Source organism: Azospira restricta (assembly GCF_016858125.1).
GTDB classification, from domain to species: Bacteria; Pseudomonadota; Gammaproteobacteria; order Burkholderiales; family Rhodocyclaceae; genus Proximibacter; species Proximibacter restrictus.
In genome coordinates, this window is sequence record NZ_CP064781.1 from 2,539,768 (window position 1) to 2,555,616 (window position 15,849).

Sequence of the window (15,849 nt, forward strand, 5' to 3'; positions counted from 1 at the left end):
GAATGTCATCGGGCGGCGCCTGCTCAGGGCAGTTCGTCGGCGCGCAGCAGGAACACGAACTGGTCGCCGCCGCTGGTGTCCAGCCAGGTGAACGGCGTCTGCGGGAAGGCCGCTTCCAGCGCGTCGCGGTTGTGGCCGATCTCGACGATCAGCAAGCCGCCCGGGTTCAGGTGGTCCTTCGCCTCGCGCAGCATCACGCGCACCAGGTCGAGCCCGTCGTCGCCGCCGGCCAGCGCCATCTCCGGCTCGCGCCGGTATTCCTCGGGCAGCGTCGCCATCGACTCGGCGTTGACGTAGGGCGGGTTGGAGATGATCAGGTCGTAGCGCTTGCCGGCGAGTCCGGTGAAGAGGTCGGAATGGACCAGGCGGACGCGGTCCTGCAGCGCGTAGTCGGCGACGTTGCGGCGGGCGATCTCGAGCGCGTCGGGCGACAGGTCGACGGCGTCCACCTGCGCGTCGGGGAAGGCCAGCGCGGCGAGGATCGCCAGGCAGCCGGAGCCGGTGCACAGGTCGACCGCGCTGCCGATCGCCCACGGATCGTCGATCCACGGCTGCAGCTGCTCTTCGAGCAGCTCGGCGATGAACGAGCGGGGCACGATGACGCGCTCGTCGACGTAGAAGCGGTGCTCGCCGAGCCAGGCTTCCTTGGTGATGTAGGCTGCGGGCACGCGGTCGCGCACGCGGCGCTCGATGACGGCGAGCACCTGCGCGCACTCGGCGGCGGTCAGGCGCGCGTCGAGGAAGGGATCGAGGCGGTCGAGCGGCAGGTGCAGCGTGTGCAGCAGCAGGTAGACCGCTTCGTCCCAGGCGTTGTCGCTGCCGTGACCGAAGAACAGCCCGGCTTCGTTGAAGCGGCTGACGGCGAAGCGCAGCAGGTCGCGCAGCGTGGCGAGTTCCGGGTATTTGTTTTCAGGCATGGGGAGCGAGCAATCGTTCGAGGAGGCGACGGTAGATGCCGGCGAGCTTCGGCAGCGCCGCCGCTTCGACGCATTCGTCGATCTTGTGGATGGTGGCGTTGACCGGACCGATCTCGATCACCTGCGGGCAGATCTGCGCGATGAAGCGGCCGTCCGAGGTGCCGCCGGTGGTCGACAGCTCGGTGTCGATGCCGAGCTCGTCGCGGATCGCCGCGCGCGCCGCGTCGACCAGCGCGCCCTCCGCGGTGAGGAAGGGGCGGGCGCCGAGCGTCCATTTGATCTCGTAGTCGAGGCCGTGCCGGCGCAGCGTTTCTTCCAGCCGCTGCTGCAGGCCTTCCGGTGTGCTCGCGGTCGAGAAGCGGAAGTTGAAGAGGACCTCGACGGTGCCGGGGATGACGTTCGTTGCGCCAGTGCCGCCCTTGATGTTGGAGATCTGCCAGGTGGTCGGCGGGAAGTGCGCGTTGCCCTGATCCCATTCCGTCGCCGCGAGCTCGGCGATCGCCGGTGCAGCGAGGTGGATCGGGTTCTTCGCCAGATGCGGGTAGGCGATATGGCCCTGTACGCCCTTCACCATCAGGCGGCCGGAGAGCGAGCCGCGGCGGCCGTTCTTGACCATGTCGCCGAGCGTATTCACCGCGGTGGGCTCGCCGACGACGCAGAAGTCGATGCCTTCGCCGCGCGCCTTCAGTGTTTCGGTGACGGCGACGGTGCCGTCGGTGGCGTCGCCTTCCTCGTCCGAGGTGAGCAGGAAGGCGATCGAGCCGGCGTGCTGCGGATGGGCGGCGACGAAGGCCTCGCTGGCAGTGACGAAGGCGGCGAGCGACCCCTTCATGTCGGCGGCGCCGCGGCCGTAGAGCATGCCGTCGCGGTGCGTCGGCACGAACGGGTCGGACGACCACTGTTCGAGCGGGCCGGTCGGAACGACGTCGGTGTGGCCGGCGAAGCAGAGCAGCGGCGCGGCGCTGCCGCGGCGCGCCCAGAGGTTGGTGACGCCGTTGCGGTTGATGTATTCGCAGGCAAAGCCGATGGCGGCGAGGCGCTCGGCGATCAGGGGCATGCAACCGCCATCCTCGGGGGTCACCGAGCGGCGGGAAATCAGCTGCTCGGTGAGGCCGAGCGTGGGGTCAAGAGGCATGTTGTTTGTCTTCGTCGGGGTCGGCGATGCTGAGGGTGAATTCCTTGAATGACGGGCCGCTGTCGACGCCGAATTCGAGCGTCGTTTCCGGACGCTTTTCCTCCGGCTTGTCGTTGCCGAATTCGGAGTTGTTGATCAGCCACGACAGGTTGGTCGGCGAATCGGAGTTCGCCAGCGCCTCGTCGAGGGTGATGACGTTTTCCTTGTACAGGCGGAAGAGGTCCTGCTCGAAGGTCTGCGATCCCGGGGCCAGGCTCTGCTCCATCGCCTCCTTGATCGCCTGCACCTCGCCGCGCTCGATCAGCTCGGCGACGTGGCGGGTGTTGAGCAGCACTTCGGCGGTCGGGATGCGCCGGCCGTCGGGCTTCTTCACCAGCCGCTGCGAGACGATCGCGCGCAAGGCGACGGAGAGGTCGAGGTAGAGCGAGGTCCGGCTCTCCAGCGGGAAGAAGTTGATGATGCGGTTCAGCGCGTGGTAGCTGTTGTTCGCGTGCAGCGTGCCGAGGCACAGGTGGCCGGTCTGCGCGTAGGCGATCGCCGCCTGCATCGTTTCCTTGTCGCGGATCTCGCCGATCAGGATGCAGTCCGGCGCCTGCCGCATCGCGTTCTTCAGCGCGTTGTTCCAGTCCAGCGTGTCCATCCCCAGCTCGCGCTGGTTGACGATCGACTTCTTGTGCTTGAACAGGAACTCGATCGGGTCCTCGATCGTCAGGATGTGGCCGGTGCGGTTGATGTTGCGGTGGTCGAGCATCGACGCGATGGTCGTCGACTTGCCGGAGCCGGTCGAGCCGACGATCAGGATCAGCCCGCGCTTTTCCATGATCAGGTCGGCGAGCACCGGCGGCAGGCCGAGCGAGTCCAGCGTCGGGATGTTGCCGAGGATGTAGCGGACGACGATAGAGATCGAGCCGCGCTGGCGGAACAGGTTGATGCGGAAGTTGCCGACGCCGGGCACGCCGAAGGAGAGGTTCATCTCCATCGTCGCTTCGAAGCTCTTCGCCTGGTCCGGCGTCAGCAGTTCCTGGGCGATCTTTTCGATCATCGCCGTGTCCATCACCTGCTGGTTGACCGGCACCGTGGTGCCCTGGATCTTGATGTGGATCGGCGTGCCGGCGGAGATGAAGATGTCCGAGGCCTGCTTTTCGGCCATCAGCTGGAACAGCTTGTCGAGAATCATCGCAGTCCTTTCTTCTTCTCCGCCGGAGGGGGGTCAGTCGCCGCGCAGCAGCTCGTTGATGCTGGTCTTGGCGCGCGTCTTGGCGTCCACCTTCTTGACGATCACCGCGCAGTACAGGCTGTACGAACCGTCCTTCGACGGCAGGTTGCCGGAGACGACGACCGATCCCGGCGGCACGCGGCCGTACATCACCTCGCCGGTCTCGCGGTCGTAGATCTTGGTCGACTGGCCGATGTAGACGCCCATCGAGATCACCGAGCCTTCGCCGATGATGACGCCCTCGACGACTTCCGAGCGGGCGCCGATGAAGCAGTTGTCCTCGATGATCGTCGGGCCGGCCTGCAGCGGTTCGAGCACGCCGCCGATGCCGACGCCGCCGGAGAGGTGCACGTTCTTGCCGATCTGCGCGCAGGAGCCGACGGTGGCCCAGGTGTCGACCATCGTGCCTTCGTCGACGTAGGCGCCGATGTTCACGTAGGACGGCATCAGCACGACGTTCTTCGCGAGGTAGGAGCCGCGGCGCGCGGTGGCCGGCGGCACGACGCGGAAGCCGCCGCGGGCGAAGTCTTCCTGCGTGTAGTTGGCGAACTTGGTCGGCACCTTGTCGTAGAAGCGCATCGGGCCGCCGTCCAGCAGCTTGTTGTCCTCGAGGCGGAACGACAGCAGCACGGCCTTCTTGATCCACTGGTGGGTGACCCAGTCGCCGTCGATCTTCTCGGCGACGCGCAGGCGGCCGGCGTCGAGTTCGCCGAGCACGGCGGCGACGGCTTCGCCGACCTTGGCCGGGGCGGTGCCGGGTTGCAGGTTGGCCCGGTTTTCCCAGGCCTCTTCGATGATCTGCTGGAATTGCTGCATGTCGTTTTTCCTAGAGTTTTGAAACGAATTGTCGGATGCGATCGGCTGCCTCGAGGCATTCGGCGAGCGGCGCGACGAGCGCGATGCGCACGAATCCGGCGCCGGGGTTCGCGCCGTTGGCCTCGCGGGCGAGGAAGCTGCCCGGCAGGACGACCACATTATATTCAGCGAGCAGCCGGCGGGCGAACTCGGTGTCGGCGATCGGCGTCTTCGCCCACAGGTAGAAGCTGGCGTCGGGCATGCCGGTCTTGAGGGCCGAGGCGACGACCGGCGTCACTTTCTCGAATTTCTCGGCATACAGGCGCCGGTTGTCGACGACGTGCGCCTCGTCGTTCCAGGCCGCGACCGACGCCGCCTGCACCGCCGGGCTCATCGCCGCGCCGTGGTAGGTGCGGTAGAGCAGGAACTGCTTGAGGATCGCCGCGTCGCCGGCGACGAAGCCGGAGCGCATGCCCGGCACGTTCGAGCGTTTCGACAGGCTGGAGAACATCACCAGCCGATCGAAGCCGCGGCCGAGCAGCTTCGCCGCCTGCAGGCCGCCGAGCGGCGCCTTGCCCTCCTCGAAATAGAGCTCCGAGTAGCACTCGTCGGAGGCGATCACGAAACCGTGCTTGTCCGAGAGCGCGAACAGCTTCTTCCAGTCGTCGAGGGCCAGCACCTTGCCGGTCGGGTTGCCCGGCGAGCAGACGTACATCAGCTGCACGCGCGACCATTCGGCCTCGCTGAGCGCGTCGAGGTCGAGCGCGAAGTCGTTCTCCGGCAGCGTGTTGATGAAGCGCGGCGCGGCGCCGGCGAGGTAGGCGGCACCTTCGTAGATCTGGTAGAACGGGTTCGGGCTGACCACCAGCGGCACATAGCCTCGCGACGGATCGATGACGGTCTGCGCAAACGCGAACAGCGCCTCGCGCGAGCCGTTCACCGGCAGGATCTCGGTATCGGCGTTGACGCCGTCGAGGCCGTAGCGGCGGCCCATCCAGGCGGCGATCGCCTGGCGCAGGGCGGGCGTACCCTGCGTGGTAGGATAGTTCGCCAGGCCGCCGAGGCCGGCGGTCAGCGCCTGCTTGATGAATTCCGGCGTCGCGTGCTGCGGCTCGCCGATGGACAGCTTGATTTCGCGGAATTGCGGGTTCGGCGTGACGCCGGCGAAGAGTTGGCGCAGCTTCTCGAAGGGATAGGGCTGCAGCTGGGCAAGATGGGGATTCACGTGTCGGGGGATGGCGTGCGGTTCGTCGAACGGCAGATTATAAGGGGCATCGGCGGGTGACGGAAGGAAAGGGGAGGCGGGCCTGATGGCGGAAAAACCTGCGGTCTCGGGCGTCGCTGCCGGCGCCTCGCGCGGACTGGCGGTGACCGCGCTGGTCACCGGCGCGCTGGTCTGGGGGCTGATCTGGTATCCCTACCGTGTGCTGCGCGATGCCGGCATCGCCGGCGTGCCCTCGACCACGCTCACCTACGCCATCGCCTTCGCGCTGGCGCTGCTGATCTGGCGGCCGTGGCCGACGCGTCCGGCACACCCGTGGCTGATGGTCGGGCTGGCCTTCGCCGCCGGCGGCTGCAACCTCGGCTACGTGATGGCGACGCTCAGCGGCGAAGTGATGCGCGTGCTGCTGCTGTTCTACCTGGCGCCGCTGTGGACCGTGCTGCTCGCCTGGACGCTGCTCGGCGAGCGCCTCAACCGCTTCGGTGCCTTTGTCGTCCTGCTGTCGCTGGCTGGCGCCGCGACCATGCTGTGGCGGCCGGACACCGGGCTGCCGCTGCCGCGCGACCTGGCCGACTGGTACGGACTCGGCGCCGGCTTCTGCTTCGCGCTGTTCAACGTGCTCTCGCGGCGCGCGCGCGACCTGCCGGTGTCGCAGCGCATCCTGGTCTCCTTCGTCGGCGTCATCGTCCTCGGCGCGGCGCTCGGCGGCGTCGAGCTGCCGCCGCCGGCGGGCGTGCCGTCGTCGGCGTGGGGGCTGCTGCTGCTGACCGGCGGCCTGCTGCTGGTGATCAACGTCGTCGTGCAGTACGGGCTGGCGCATACGCCGGCCAACCAGGCGATCGTGATCATGCTCTCCGAGGTCGGCTTCGCCGCGGTGTCGTCATGGCTGCTCGCCGGCGAACTGCTCGGCCTGCAGGAATGGATCGGCGGCGCGATGATCATCGCCGCCAGCCTGTTCTCGACGCGGATGGAGCAATAGGGCCACGCCCTAATCGGCGAGCTCGATCTGCCCGCTGACGTTCACCGTCACCTGCGATTCGCCGGCTTCGACCGGCATCGGCGCCGCCTCCATCGCCGCCATCGGCGCCGCGCGCATGATCGGCAGCGGCGGCCGGTGGCCCTGGCTGCCGAGCGACAGGTGCTTGATCCGGTACGGCTTGCCGAGCGCGTCGGCAGCGAGCTTGGCGCGCTCGCGGAAGGCGGCGATGGCGTCGAGCAATGCCTCGTCCTCGGCCTTCTTGCGCGTTTCCGGTGACGGCATCAGGATGATGCCGGCGACGCCCAGCGTCGCTTGCAGCTTGCCGAGCAGCTCCGACAGCGCCGCGGTGTCGCCCGATTCGAGCGCGACCTCCGAGCGCATCCGCCAGCCCTCGATCCTGCCGCCGCCCTTGCTGTAGACCGGATAGGTGTGCGTGCCGGCGGTCTTCGCCCTGACGCGCGGATGGCTTTTGGCGGCGGCCAGCGCGTCGGCGATCAGCGCGTTGACGCGCTTCGCCGCGTCGCCGGCGCTCGCGCTGGTCGCCTCGGCGAACAGCGTCGCGCGGGCGAGGTCGTTGGCGGCGGGGCGGCTGGCATCGGCGGCGAGGTCGATGGTGGTCGCGGCGATGGCGCCGCTGGCGCTGGCGGCGATGACGAGTGCGGCGATGACGAGTGCGGCGATGCCGCGGCGCATTCCGAAGTGGGGCATGATGCTCTCCTTGTCTTCTCGCTCGACGGCGAGTACGTTGATTTCTATCGACTACTCGGCGGGTGAAAACGCAATGTCATGATAGGCGCGGAGCCCGCTTGCGACAATCGTTGCCGGCACGCTGCACTGCGTGTAGTCATCGCCGAAAAAGTGTGTGTAGAATCCGGCCAACCCTGCGGTTCTGGGAACGTCTTTTAGGAGGCGACATGCTGAAGACGGGACAGGCAGCACCCACGTTCGTATTGCCCGATGCCGACATGGAAGAGGTTGACCTGTCGCGCTACGTCGGCAAGCACCATCTGGTTCTCTTCTTCTACCCAAAGGATGGCACGCCGCAATGCACGCTGGAGGCGACCGACTTCTCCGACCACGAGGAGGAGTTCCAGCGCCTCGGCTGCATGATCATGGGCATCAGCCGCGACGATTGCCTCCGCCACGCGGAGTTTCGCGACCAGCACGGGATTTCGGTTCGCCTGCTCTCCGACACCGAGGGCGAGGTCTGCAAGCAGTATGGTGTCTGGCAGGTGAAGGAAGTGGACGGCGTGCAGCGGCACTGCATCCTGCGCTCGACCTTCATCATCGACAAACACGGCGTGCTCCGCCACGTGCTGTACGGAGTCAACGCCAAGGGCCACGCGATGGAAGTGCTGCGCGCGGTAAAGGATCTGCATTGATGAACACTGAAGTGATCAAGAACACGGTCGTCACGCTCGACTACAACGTCACCGATTCCGACGGCGAGCTGGTCGATGCCGGCAAGGAGCCGCTGGTCTATCTGCACGGCGGCTACGACGACATCTTCCCGAAGATCGAGGAGGCCGTGCAGGGCAAGAAGGTCGGCGAGACGATCAAGGTCAAGCTGCAGCCCGAGGAGGCCTTCGGCGACTACGACGAGGAGCTGATCCAGATCGAGCCGCGCACCTCGTTCCCGAAGGAACTGCAGGTCGGCATGCAGTTCGAGGGCGCGCCGGAAGGCTCGGACGACGAGGAGTTCATCATCTACCGCGTCACCGACATCGCCGACGACAAGGTCGTGCTCGACGGCAACCATCCGCTCGCCGGCATGTCGCTGATCTTCACCTGCACCGTCACCGCGGTGCGTCCGGCCAGCGCCGACGAACTGGCGCACGGCCACGTGCACAGCGACGACGGCGACGAGGAGCATTGCCACTGAGCGGTCCCGCTCGCCCGCAGCGGGGCGCGCCGCGCCCCGGCTGCGGTCCGATCGTGGGCGGCATCCGCCGCCCCGCTGCGCTCAGCGCAGCAGCTTCCCTTCCTTGTTCAGGATCGTGATGTCGACGTAGTCGGTGCCGACGCGGTTGCTCGCCGAGTAGCTGACGTACTGTCCGCCGACGTCGTAGTCGCGGATCTGCTCGAGCGCGTCGCGCAGCTTCTTGCGCGTCGGGTTCGGGCCGGCGCGGCGCAGCCCCTCGCCGAGGATCTTGGCGCCGAGGTAGCCCTCGACCAGCGTGTGGTTCAGCGTCACGTCCTGCGGCCTGAACTTCGCGAAGTTCTCCTGGATCTCGCGGATCAGCGGGACCGAGCGGCCGCTCGGGTCGGGCACCACCTGCGTGATCGCCAGCCCCTTCGCCACCTCCTTGCCGATCTTCTCGGCCACCTGCGGTCCGTCGGTGACCGACAGCGCGACGAATTGCGCGAGGTTGCCGGCGGCGCGCGATTGCCTGACGAACTCGGCGCTGGCGGCGGTGTTGGAGACCATGATCACCGCCTGCGGGCCGGCGGCGACGATTGCCTTCACTGCCGCCGCGACCTCGGTCGTGTTTTTCTCGTAGCCGGCCTTCGCCACCAGTTCGCCGTTCGCCTTCCGGATCGACGCCTCGGCGCTGGCCAGCCCGTCGAGCCCGAACGGGTCGTTCTGGTAGAAGACCGCGAAGCGCCTGTAGCCGATCGTCTCGTACTGCTGCACGATCTTGTCGATCTCGGCGGCGTAGCTGGCGCGGGTGGCGAACAGCCAGGGATTGCCGCTCTTGACCACGGTCGAGGCGCCGGTGCGCACGGTGACGAGCGGGATGCCGGCCTCGTCGAGCACCTTCTCCTTGAGGATGGCCTCGACGTTGCCGGTGCCGACGATGCCGAACAGCGCCAGCGGCTGCCCCTCGCGCAGCAGTTCGCGCACCTGCTTCACCGTCTCCGTCGCCTTGTAGCCGTCGTCGCGGCTCTGCAGCTTCAGCTTGTTGCCGTGGATGCCGCCGGCGGCGTTGACCGCGTCGAAGTAGAGCTGGGCGCCGGCGCGCAGATGCGTTCCGGTCGGCGTCAGCGGGCCGCTGAACGGCGCCACCTGGGCGATCGTCAACTCGGCGGCGAGCGCCGGCAGGCTCGTCAGCAGGCAGGCAGCCAGCAGGCGACGCAGCTCACGGTGAACGGAATGCCGCATGGTCTGTCTCCTCCTCGATTATCGGTATGGAGGAGGGAATCTAGGAGGCGCTTCGGGAGGCGTCCATCCGTAGTTTCCACAGGTGGGCGGCGGCCGGCCTCAGGGAGCGCGGCGCGGCCAGGGCTGCGCCTCGAAGCGGAACAGCGCCGGCGAGTCGCGGTCGATGTAGCCCTTGACCCAGCCCAGGTGCGGGTAGCCGAAGGTCTCGACGCGGGTGAAGTTGGCCAGCCGCCGGCCGCTCGCCGGGTCGCGCAGCGGCTGGTCGATGCGCTGCCAGTGCGTGTCGCCGTGCACCAGCACGACCTGGCCGGAAAAGTTCATCGTCTCCTCGCGCAGCGCGGCGAGCAGCTCGCGGTAGCCGCCCGGGGCGACGCCGGCGGCGAAGTAGCGGAAGTCCGGGTTGGCCTGCATGACGACGACGACTCCGGCGAGCGCCTCGCGGCGGGCGAGCGTGAAGCCTTCGCGCAGCCAGGCGAGCACCTGCGGCATGCGCGCGAGCGCCTCGTCGCTGGCTTCGCCGGTCAGGCGGTAGTTGTTGTTGCCGCCGGGAACGTTGAGGCTGACGAAGAGCACCGGGCCGAGCCGCCAGCGCTGGTGTTCGCGGTAGTCGCCGGGCTGGCGCTCGAGCGCGAGACGCCGCCGGCCGAGCGATTCGTCGCCGGCGAAGAACAGTTCGCGCAACTTCGCCAGCCGCTCGGCGGGCACGAAGCTGCCGGCCGAAACGCGGCCGCAGTCGGTCCATTCGTTGTCGCCGGGAACGTAGACGAAAGGCGCCGGCGAAGCGTCGAAGAGCTGGCGGCGATCCTCGAACAGCGCGTCGCTGCAGGCATCCTTGCTGTGCTTGAAGTCGCCGGCGTGGACGATGAAGTCGACGTGCTCGGCGGCGACCGCGTCGATCATCGCCGGCAGCTCCTGCCGCTCGTAGTCGCTGTACGGCGTGTCGCCGATCAGCGCGAAGCGCCAGGTCTCGGCGTGCGCCGCCGCCGCGGCGAGGGCGAGGAAGAGGACGGCGAGGCGCTTCACGCCAGCTGCGACTTCAGCGCGTAGAGCGCGTCGAGCGCCTGCCGCGGGGTCAGCGAATCGGGGTCGATGTCGGCGAGCGCCGCCAGCGCCGGATGCGTCTCCGGCAGCGGCGGCTCCGGTTCCGGCGCCGGGCCGCTGGCGAACAGGTCCGGCTGCAGCGGGTTGATCGATGCGCGTTGCTCGAATTCGCGCAGCTGCTTCTTCGCCGCGCGTACGACCGACGACGGGATGCCGGCCAAGGCCGCCACCTGGATACCGTAGCTCTGGTTGGCCGGGCCTTCCTCGACCGCGTGCAGAAAGACGATCTTCTCGCCGTGCTCGACCGCGTCGAGATGCACGTTGGCGAGCTCCCTGTATTCGTTGGCCAACAGCGTCAGCTCGAAGTAGTGCGTCGCGAACAGCGTCAGCGCGCGGTTCTTCTCGACCAGGTGGCGGCAGATGGCGAAGGCCAGCGCCATGCCGTCGAAGGTCGAGGTGCCGCGGCCGACCTCGTCCATCAGCACCAGGCTGTTCTCGGTCGCGTGGTGCAGGATCGCCGCCGACTCGGTCATCTCGACCATGAAGGTCGAGCGGCCGGAGGCGAGGTCATCCGACGCGCCGATGCGGGTGAAGATCTGGTCGATGGGCCCCAGCACGCAGCGCGTCGCCGGCACGAAGGCGCCGATGTGGGCCAACAGCGCGATCAGCGCCGTCTGCCGCATGTAGGTCGATTTGCCGCCCATGTTCGGGCCGGTGATCAGCAGCAGCCGGCGGCCGTCGCCCAACTTGGTTTCGTTGGCGATGAACGACTCGCCGTCGGCGGCGATCTGGTTCTCGACCACCGGGTGGCGGCCGCCCTCGATGCAGACGCCCGGTTCGTCCGAGAACTCGGGCTTGCGGTAGTCGCGGCGCGCGGCGACGTCGGCGAAGGCGGCGAGCAGATCGGTCAGCGCGACGGCGCGGGCGATTTCCAAGAGGCGCGGAATTTCCGGCTGCAAGGCCGAGAGGATCTCGTCCCAGAGCAGCTTCTCGCGCGCCAGCGCGCGGTCCTGCGCGGAGAGCGCCTTGTCCTCGAAGGCCTTCAGCTCGGGCGTGATGTAGCGCTCGGCGTTCTTCAGCGTCTGCCGGCGGCGGTAGTCCTCGGGGATCTTGTCGACGTTGGCGTGCGTGACCTCGATGTAGAAGCCGTGCACGCGGTTGTACTCGACCTTCAGGCTATTGATGCCGGTGCGCTCCTTCTCGCGCGCTTCGAGCGCCAGCAGGAACTCCCCGCAGTTGTCCTGGATGCCGCGCAGCTCGTCGAGGTCGGCGTCGTAGCCGGGAGCGATGACGCCGCCGTCGCGCAGGTTGGCGGCGGGTTCGGCGGCGATCGCTCGGGTGAGCAGGCCGAGGACGTTGTCCGGCGTCGCCAGCTGCGCGTGCAGTTCGTCCAGCAGCGGCGCGCCGAGGCCGGTCAGCGGCGCGCGCAGGCCGGCGAGCTTCGCCAGGCTGTCGCGCAGCCCGGACAGGTCGCGCGGGCGCGCCGAGAAGAGGGCGACGCGGCCGGCGATGCGCTCGATGTCGGCGATGCCCTTCAGCGCGTCGCGCACGGCGGCGGCGCCGCTGCTCGCGTTGTCCAGCAGCGCCTCGACCGCCGCGTGGCGGGCGGCGGGAAGCGCGCGGTCGCGCAGCGGGTGGTGCAGCGCGTGGCGCAGGCAGCGCGAGCCCATCGTGGTGACGCAGGTGTCGAGCAGCGAACAAAGCGTCGGCTCCGGCTGGCCGCGCAGCGTCTCGGTCAGCTCCAGGTTGCGCCGCGTCGCTGCGTCGAGCCCGATGTAGGCCGACTCGCGCTCGACGACCAGCGCGCGCACGTGCTGCAGCGCGCGTGCCTGCGTCGCCTGCGCGTAGCGCAGCAGTGCGCCGGCGGCGGCGACTTCCGGGCCGGCCTCCTCGATGCCGAAGCCGGCCAGCGAGGCCACCGCGAACTGCTGGCACAGCTCGCGCTCGGCGGCCTCGGCGTCGAAATGCCAGTCCGGCCGGCGGGTCAGCGCTGCCGCCGGCGTGAAGGGCAGGGTGAGCGAATCGGGAACGACGATCTCGGCCGGGCGGATGCGCTCCAGCGTCGCCGCGAGCTTCGCGGTCGCCACCTCGGTCGCGCGCAGCTCGCCGCTGGCGAGGTTCAACCAGGCCAGCCCGGCGCTGTGTTTCATGGCGAAGAGCGCCATCAGCAGCGTGTCGCGCTTTTCGTCGAGCAGCGCCGCGTCGGTCAGCGTCCCCGGCGTGACGATGCGCGCCACCGCGCGCTCGACCGGCCCCTTGGAAGTTGCCGGGTCGCCGATCTGCTCGCAGATGACCACTGACTCGCCGAGCTTCACGAGTTTCGCGAGGTACTGCTCGACCGCATGGAAGGGCACGCCGGCCATCTTGATCGGAATGCCCGCCGACTGCCCGCGCGTCGTCAGCGTGATGTCGAGCAGCCGCGCCGCCTTCTCGGCATCCTCGTAGAACAGCTCGTAGAAATCCCCCATGCGGTAGAAGAGCAGCGTCTCCGGGTGCTGCGCCTTGAGACGCAGGTATTGCGCCATCATCGGGGTGTGCTGGGCTTCTTTCGACATGTTGATTTTTATCTGCGGGAGGCTGTCGGCTTCGTCGTAAATTCAAGCGCTTGGCTGCTCATCGGCCAAGTTGTTTTGCCCGGCCTGCCGCGATGAGCCGGCTTTCGCGGCGCCGGGAAGCGGGCATTATCCGTGATCTGGCGTGGCGACTAAAGGGAATGTGCAAGACGGGTCCGACGGAAAAGTGCCGGCATCGGCATCAGAAAATACTCAACTAGGAATGGAGGTACATGGGTGCGGGATTGGCGCCCACCATCCCTTCAGGTTTCATCCACATGGATTCAGTCGCCGCCGGCGACACGTCATAGGTGTTCAGGTCTGAAGTGAGAATCGCACAGGGCGATCGGCAAGCCATTCGCTATTTGCAAACAGCGAAGGGTCCCTGCGCGTTCAGCTCCCGACGTACCGAATCCGGTAGATCGCCCCCGCATGGTCGTCCGACACCAAGAGCGACCCGTCCGGCAGCACCAGCACGTCGGCCGGGCGGCCCCAGACGAAGTCGTCGTCGAGCCAGCCGCTGGCGAACGGTTCGTAGCGCACCGCGCGATTGCCCTCCAGCGTGACGACGCTGACACGGTAGCCGATCTTCTTGCCGCGGTTCCATGAGCCGTGCTCGGCGATGAACACCTGATTGCGGTATTGCGCAGGGAACTGGCGGCCGTTGTAGAAGCGCATGCCGAGCGCGGCGACGTGCGGGCCGAGGTTCTGCGCCGGCGGCACGAATTCGGCGCAGCGGCGCCTCCAGCCGAACTCGGGGTCGGCGATGTCGCCGCCATGGCAGTAGGGGTAGCCGAAGTGCAGGCCGGCCTTCGGCGCGCGGTTCAGTTCGTCGGGCGGCTGGTCGTCGCCCATCCAGTCGCGGCCGTTGTCGGTGAACCACAGTTCGCCGGTGGCCGGGTGCCAGTCGAAGCCGACGGTGTTGCGGACGCCGCGGGCGAAGGTCTGCAGCTCGCTGCCGTCGGGGCGCAGGCGCAGGATCGTCGCGTAGCGGTCGGGGTCCGGTTCGCAGATGTTGCACGGCGCGCCGACCGGCACATAGAGCCAGCCGTCGGGGCCGAAGGCGATGAATTTCCAGCCGTGGTGCGTCTCCTTCGGCAGGTCGTCGCGGATCGTGCGCGGCGCCGGCGGGGCATCGAGGCGGCGGTCGATGTCGTCGAGGCGGAGGATGCGGTCGACGGCGGAGACGTACAGGTGGCCGTCGCGCCAGGCGACGCCGACCGGCAGCTTGAGGTCGTCGGCGACGACGCGCAGCCTGCCCGGCTTGTAGTCGGGGCCGAGCGGCAGCGCGTGCACCTTGCCGGCGCGCATCGAGCCGACGTAGAGGATGTTCTGCGGCGAGAGCGCCATCTGCCGCGCGTTCGGCACGCGCGCCAGCAGTTCGATGGCGAAGCCGGGCGGCAGCTGGATGCGGGCGAGCGGCAGCGTGTCGGCGGCGCCGGCGAACGAGGCGCACAGCAGGGCGACGCCGGCGAGCGCCGCGCGCAGGCGCCGGGCAATCGAGGACGGGCGGCGGTCGGCTGCCGCCGGCGGTGTCGGGTGCGCATCGGGCATGCGTCCGATGATACCGAATCCCGCCCCACCGTGGCCGGGCGGCTTGCCGCATATCAAGGAAAGGGTCGCCACCGCCGACTATGCTGCGCCCCGCGTCCGGCTATCCTGCCGCCGCAGGCTTTCGTATCGGGTGGTGCGTCGTGGTGTCGTGGCTGTTTTTCTTCGAGTGGGCGGGGTGCGCGCTGGGCGTTCTCGGTGCGGTGCTGGTGGCGGTCAAGTCGCCGCACGCGCATTGGGCATGGGTGCTGTGGCTGGTGTCCAACCTGAGCTGGACGGCCTACGGCGTCGGTACCGGGCAGGCGTCGATCGCGCTGCAGCAGGGGGCGTTCAGCATCACCAGCATGCTCGGGCTGTGGCACTGGCTACTGCGTCCATCCCTCGCACGCCGCGCGGCGGCAAACGGAGCGACGGCCGAAGCCGCCTGAGTCATGCGCCTTGCGCCTTGCGAAGCGAAGGGGCCTATGGCTCGAGTGCCCTCGGCGGGCACCTGAGCCAGCGTCTAGGCCGACAGCGCCGGCGTCCGGTGCGACTGGACGACCTGCAGCAGCTGCGAGAAGACCTTCGGCGTGCCGGCCAGCACATTGCCGGAATCGAGGTAGGCGTGCTCGCCGGCGAGGTCGGACACCAGGCCGCCGGCTTCGCTGATCAGCAGCGTGCCGGCCGCCATGTCCCACGGCGACAGGCCGAATTCCCAGAAGCCGTCGAGCCGGCCGCAGGCGACCCAGGCCAGGTCGAGCGCGGCGGCGCCGGGACGGCGCATGCCGGCCGTCTTCTGCGTCAATTCCTTGAAGATCGCCAGGTAAGTGTCGACGTGGTCGAAGCAGCGGTACGGGAAGCCGGTGCCGAGCAGCGCCTCTTCCAGCTTGGCGCGCTTCGAGACGCGGATGCGGCGGTCGTTGAGGAAGGCACCGCGGCCCTTGCTGGCGGTGAACAGCTCGTTGCGCTCGGGGTCGAACACCACCGCCTGCGTAACCTGGCCGTTGTGCGCGAGCGCGATCGAAATCGCATACTGCGGGAAGCCGTGGATGAAGTTGGTGGTGCCGTCGAGCGGGTCGATGATCCACTGGTACTCGGCCTGCTGGGGGCCGGTGGCGCCGGACTCTTCTGCTAGAATGGCGTGGTTCGGATAAGCCTCGCGCAGCACTTCGATGATGGCGGCCTCGGCGGCCTTGTCGACCTCGGTGACGAAATCGCTCTGGCGTTTGGCGGTGACCTTCAGCAGGTCCACATCGTGCGATGCGCGGGTGATGATCTGGCCGGCGCGACGCGCCGCCTTGATGGCGATGTTGAGTGCTGGATGCATGGCTGTATGAAAGAACTTGTCGGGCGGTGACG

The 15,849-nt window shown here is 68.3% G+C and carries 15 protein-coding genes; 4 read left to right on the forward strand and 11 right to left on the reverse strand.

Annotation, left to right across the window (positions count from 1 at the left end; genetic code table 11):
* Positions 1 to 23: 23 nt before the first annotated feature.
* The 5 genes from prmB to dapC are packed head-to-tail and all read right to left on the reverse strand — an operon-like array spanning position 24 to position 5,288.
* A complete protein-coding gene (gene prmB, locus IWH25_RS12265; protein WP_203386080.1) occupies positions 24 to 917 on the reverse strand; it encodes a 50S ribosomal protein L3 N(5)-glutamine methyltransferase in 894 nt (297 codons plus the stop codon).
* Positions 910 to 2,052, reverse strand: a complete 1,143-nt coding sequence (gene dapE / locus IWH25_RS12270; RefSeq protein ID WP_203386081.1) for a succinyl-diaminopimelate desuccinylase — start codon at positions 2,050 to 2,052, stop codon at positions 910 to 912. The genes prmB and dapE overlap by 8 nt, the downstream gene beginning before the upstream one ends.
* Entirely contained in the window at positions 2,042 to 3,229 is a 1,188-nt protein-coding gene (locus IWH25_RS12275) for a PilT/PilU family type 4a pilus ATPase (RefSeq protein ID WP_203386082.1), read from the reverse strand. Before IWH25_RS12275 ends, dapE begins: the two co-directional genes overlap by 11 nt.
* 33 nt (positions 3,230 to 3,262) lie before the next feature.
* On the reverse strand, positions 3,263 to 4,084 hold the full coding sequence (dapD, locus tag IWH25_RS12280) for a 2,3,4,5-tetrahydropyridine-2,6-dicarboxylate N-succinyltransferase (protein ID WP_203386083.1): 822 nt from the start codon (positions 4,082 to 4,084) through the stop codon (positions 3,263 to 3,265).
* A 10-nt stretch (positions 4,085 to 4,094) separates the two neighbouring features.
* Positions 4,095 to 5,288 carry a succinyldiaminopimelate transaminase gene (gene dapC / locus IWH25_RS12285; protein WP_203386084.1) on the reverse strand — a complete coding sequence of 398 codons (1,194 nt, stop codon included), beginning with the start codon at positions 5,286 to 5,288 and terminating at the stop codon, positions 4,095 to 4,097.
* A gap of 85 nt (positions 5,289 to 5,373) precedes the next feature.
* Here dapC and IWH25_RS12290 point away from each other — a divergent pair, with 85 nt between their 5' ends.
* On the forward strand, positions 5,374 to 6,264 hold the full coding sequence (locus IWH25_RS12290; RefSeq protein WP_238998891.1) for a DMT family transporter: 891 nt from the start codon (positions 5,374 to 5,376) through the stop codon (positions 6,262 to 6,264).
* 9 nt (positions 6,265 to 6,273) lie between these two features.
* On the opposite strand, the gene IWH25_RS12295 is transcribed toward IWH25_RS12290, so the two are convergent.
* The gene (locus IWH25_RS12295) at positions 6,274 to 6,972 is read right to left on the reverse strand and encodes an SIMPL domain-containing protein (RefSeq protein WP_238998892.1); all 699 of its coding nucleotides are present in this window, start codon (positions 6,970 to 6,972) and stop codon (positions 6,274 to 6,276) included.
* A 206-nt stretch (positions 6,973 to 7,178) separates the two neighbouring features.
* On the opposite strand from IWH25_RS12295, the gene IWH25_RS12300 reads away from it, so the two are divergent.
* Together IWH25_RS12300 and IWH25_RS12305 are read left to right on the forward strand one after the other, a co-directional pair.
* Positions 7,179 to 7,646 carry a peroxiredoxin gene (locus IWH25_RS12300; protein ID WP_203386085.1) on the forward strand — a complete coding sequence of 156 codons (468 nt, stop codon included), beginning with the start codon at positions 7,179 to 7,181 and terminating at the stop codon, positions 7,644 to 7,646.
* Positions 7,646 to 8,146 (forward strand): FKBP-type peptidyl-prolyl cis-trans isomerase, encoded by a 501-nt coding sequence (locus IWH25_RS12305; protein WP_203386086.1) that lies wholly within the window; start codon positions 7,646 to 7,648, stop codon positions 8,144 to 8,146. Before IWH25_RS12300 ends, IWH25_RS12305 begins: the two co-directional genes overlap by 1 nt.
* A gap of 81 nt (positions 8,147 to 8,227) precedes the next feature.
* On the opposite strand, the gene IWH25_RS12310 is transcribed toward IWH25_RS12305, so the two are convergent.
* The 4 genes from IWH25_RS12310 to IWH25_RS12325 form a co-directional block, all read right to left on the reverse strand.
* Positions 8,228 to 9,367: an ABC transporter substrate-binding protein gene (locus IWH25_RS12310; RefSeq protein ID WP_203386087.1), complete on the reverse strand. Its 1,140-nt coding sequence runs from the start codon at positions 9,365 to 9,367 to the stop codon at positions 8,228 to 8,230.
* 99 nt (positions 9,368 to 9,466) lie between these two features.
* Positions 9,467 to 10,390 (reverse strand): metallophosphoesterase family protein, encoded by a 924-nt coding sequence (locus IWH25_RS12315; protein ID WP_203386088.1) that lies wholly within the window; start codon positions 10,388 to 10,390, stop codon positions 9,467 to 9,469.
* On the reverse strand, positions 10,387 to 12,963 hold the full coding sequence (mutS, locus tag IWH25_RS12320) for a DNA mismatch repair protein MutS (protein ID WP_238998893.1): 2,577 nt from the start codon (positions 12,961 to 12,963) through the stop codon (positions 10,387 to 10,389). Before mutS ends, IWH25_RS12315 begins: the two co-directional genes overlap by 4 nt.
* 390 nt (positions 12,964 to 13,353) lie before the next feature.
* Positions 13,354 to 14,514: a PQQ-dependent sugar dehydrogenase gene (locus IWH25_RS12325; protein WP_203386089.1), complete on the reverse strand. Its 1,161-nt coding sequence runs from the start codon at positions 14,512 to 14,514 to the stop codon at positions 13,354 to 13,356.
* 80 nt (positions 14,515 to 14,594) lie between these two features.
* On the opposite strand from IWH25_RS12325, the gene IWH25_RS12330 reads away from it, so the two are divergent.
* Positions 14,595 to 14,939: a hypothetical protein gene (locus IWH25_RS12330; RefSeq protein WP_203386090.1), complete on the forward strand. Its 345-nt coding sequence runs from the start codon at positions 14,595 to 14,597 to the stop codon at positions 14,937 to 14,939.
* Between the two features lie 74 nt (positions 14,940 to 15,013).
* Here IWH25_RS12330 and IWH25_RS12335 read toward each other — a convergent pair whose 3' ends face one another.
* Positions 15,014 to 15,817 carry an inositol monophosphatase family protein gene (locus tag IWH25_RS12335; RefSeq protein WP_203386091.1) on the reverse strand — a complete coding sequence of 268 codons (804 nt, stop codon included), beginning with the start codon at positions 15,815 to 15,817 and terminating at the stop codon, positions 15,014 to 15,016.
* Positions 15,818 to 15,849: the final 32 nt, after the last annotated feature.

Excerpts from the sequence above, each read along its gene's own strand:
- mutS (WP_238998893.1), bottom strand. The coding sequence starts at position 12,963 with ATGTCGAAAGAAGCCCAGCACACCCCGATGATGGCGCAATACCTGCGT.
- prmB (WP_203386080.1), bottom strand. The coding sequence starts at position 917 with ATGCCTGAAAACAAATACCCGGAACTCGCCACGCTGCGCGACCTGCTG.
- IWH25_RS12275 (WP_203386082.1), bottom strand. The coding sequence starts at position 3,229 with ATGATTCTCGACAAGCTGTTCCAGCTGATGGCCGAAAAGCAGGCCTCG.
- IWH25_RS12330 (WP_203386090.1), top strand. The coding sequence starts at position 14,595 with ATGCTGCGCCCCGCGTCCGGCTATCCTGCCGCCGCAGGCTTTCGTATC.
- IWH25_RS12300 (WP_203386085.1), top strand. The coding sequence starts at position 7,179 with ATGCTGAAGACGGGACAGGCAGCACCCACGTTCGTATTGCCCGATGCC.
- IWH25_RS12305 (WP_203386086.1), top strand. The coding sequence starts at position 7,646 with ATGAACACTGAAGTGATCAAGAACACGGTCGTCACGCTCGACTACAAC.
- IWH25_RS12290 (WP_238998891.1), top strand. The coding sequence starts at position 5,374 with ATGGCGGAAAAACCTGCGGTCTCGGGCGTCGCTGCCGGCGCCTCGCGC.
- dapE (WP_203386081.1), bottom strand. The coding sequence starts at position 2,052 with ATGCCTCTTGACCCCACGCTCGGCCTCACCGAGCAGCTGATTTCCCGC.
- IWH25_RS12335 (WP_203386091.1), bottom strand. The coding sequence starts at position 15,817 with ATGCATCCAGCACTCAACATCGCCATCAAGGCGGCGCGTCGCGCCGGC.
- dapD (WP_203386083.1), bottom strand. The coding sequence starts at position 4,084 with ATGCAGCAATTCCAGCAGATCATCGAAGAGGCCTGGGAAAACCGGGCC.
- IWH25_RS12295 (WP_238998892.1), bottom strand. The coding sequence starts at position 6,972 with ATGCCCCACTTCGGAATGCGCCGCGGCATCGCCGCACTCGTCATCGCC.
- IWH25_RS12310 (WP_203386087.1), bottom strand. The coding sequence starts at position 9,367 with ATGCGGCATTCCGTTCACCGTGAGCTGCGTCGCCTGCTGGCTGCCTGC.
- IWH25_RS12325 (WP_203386089.1), bottom strand. The coding sequence starts at position 14,514 with ATGCCCGATGCGCACCCGACACCGCCGGCGGCAGCCGACCGCCGCCCG.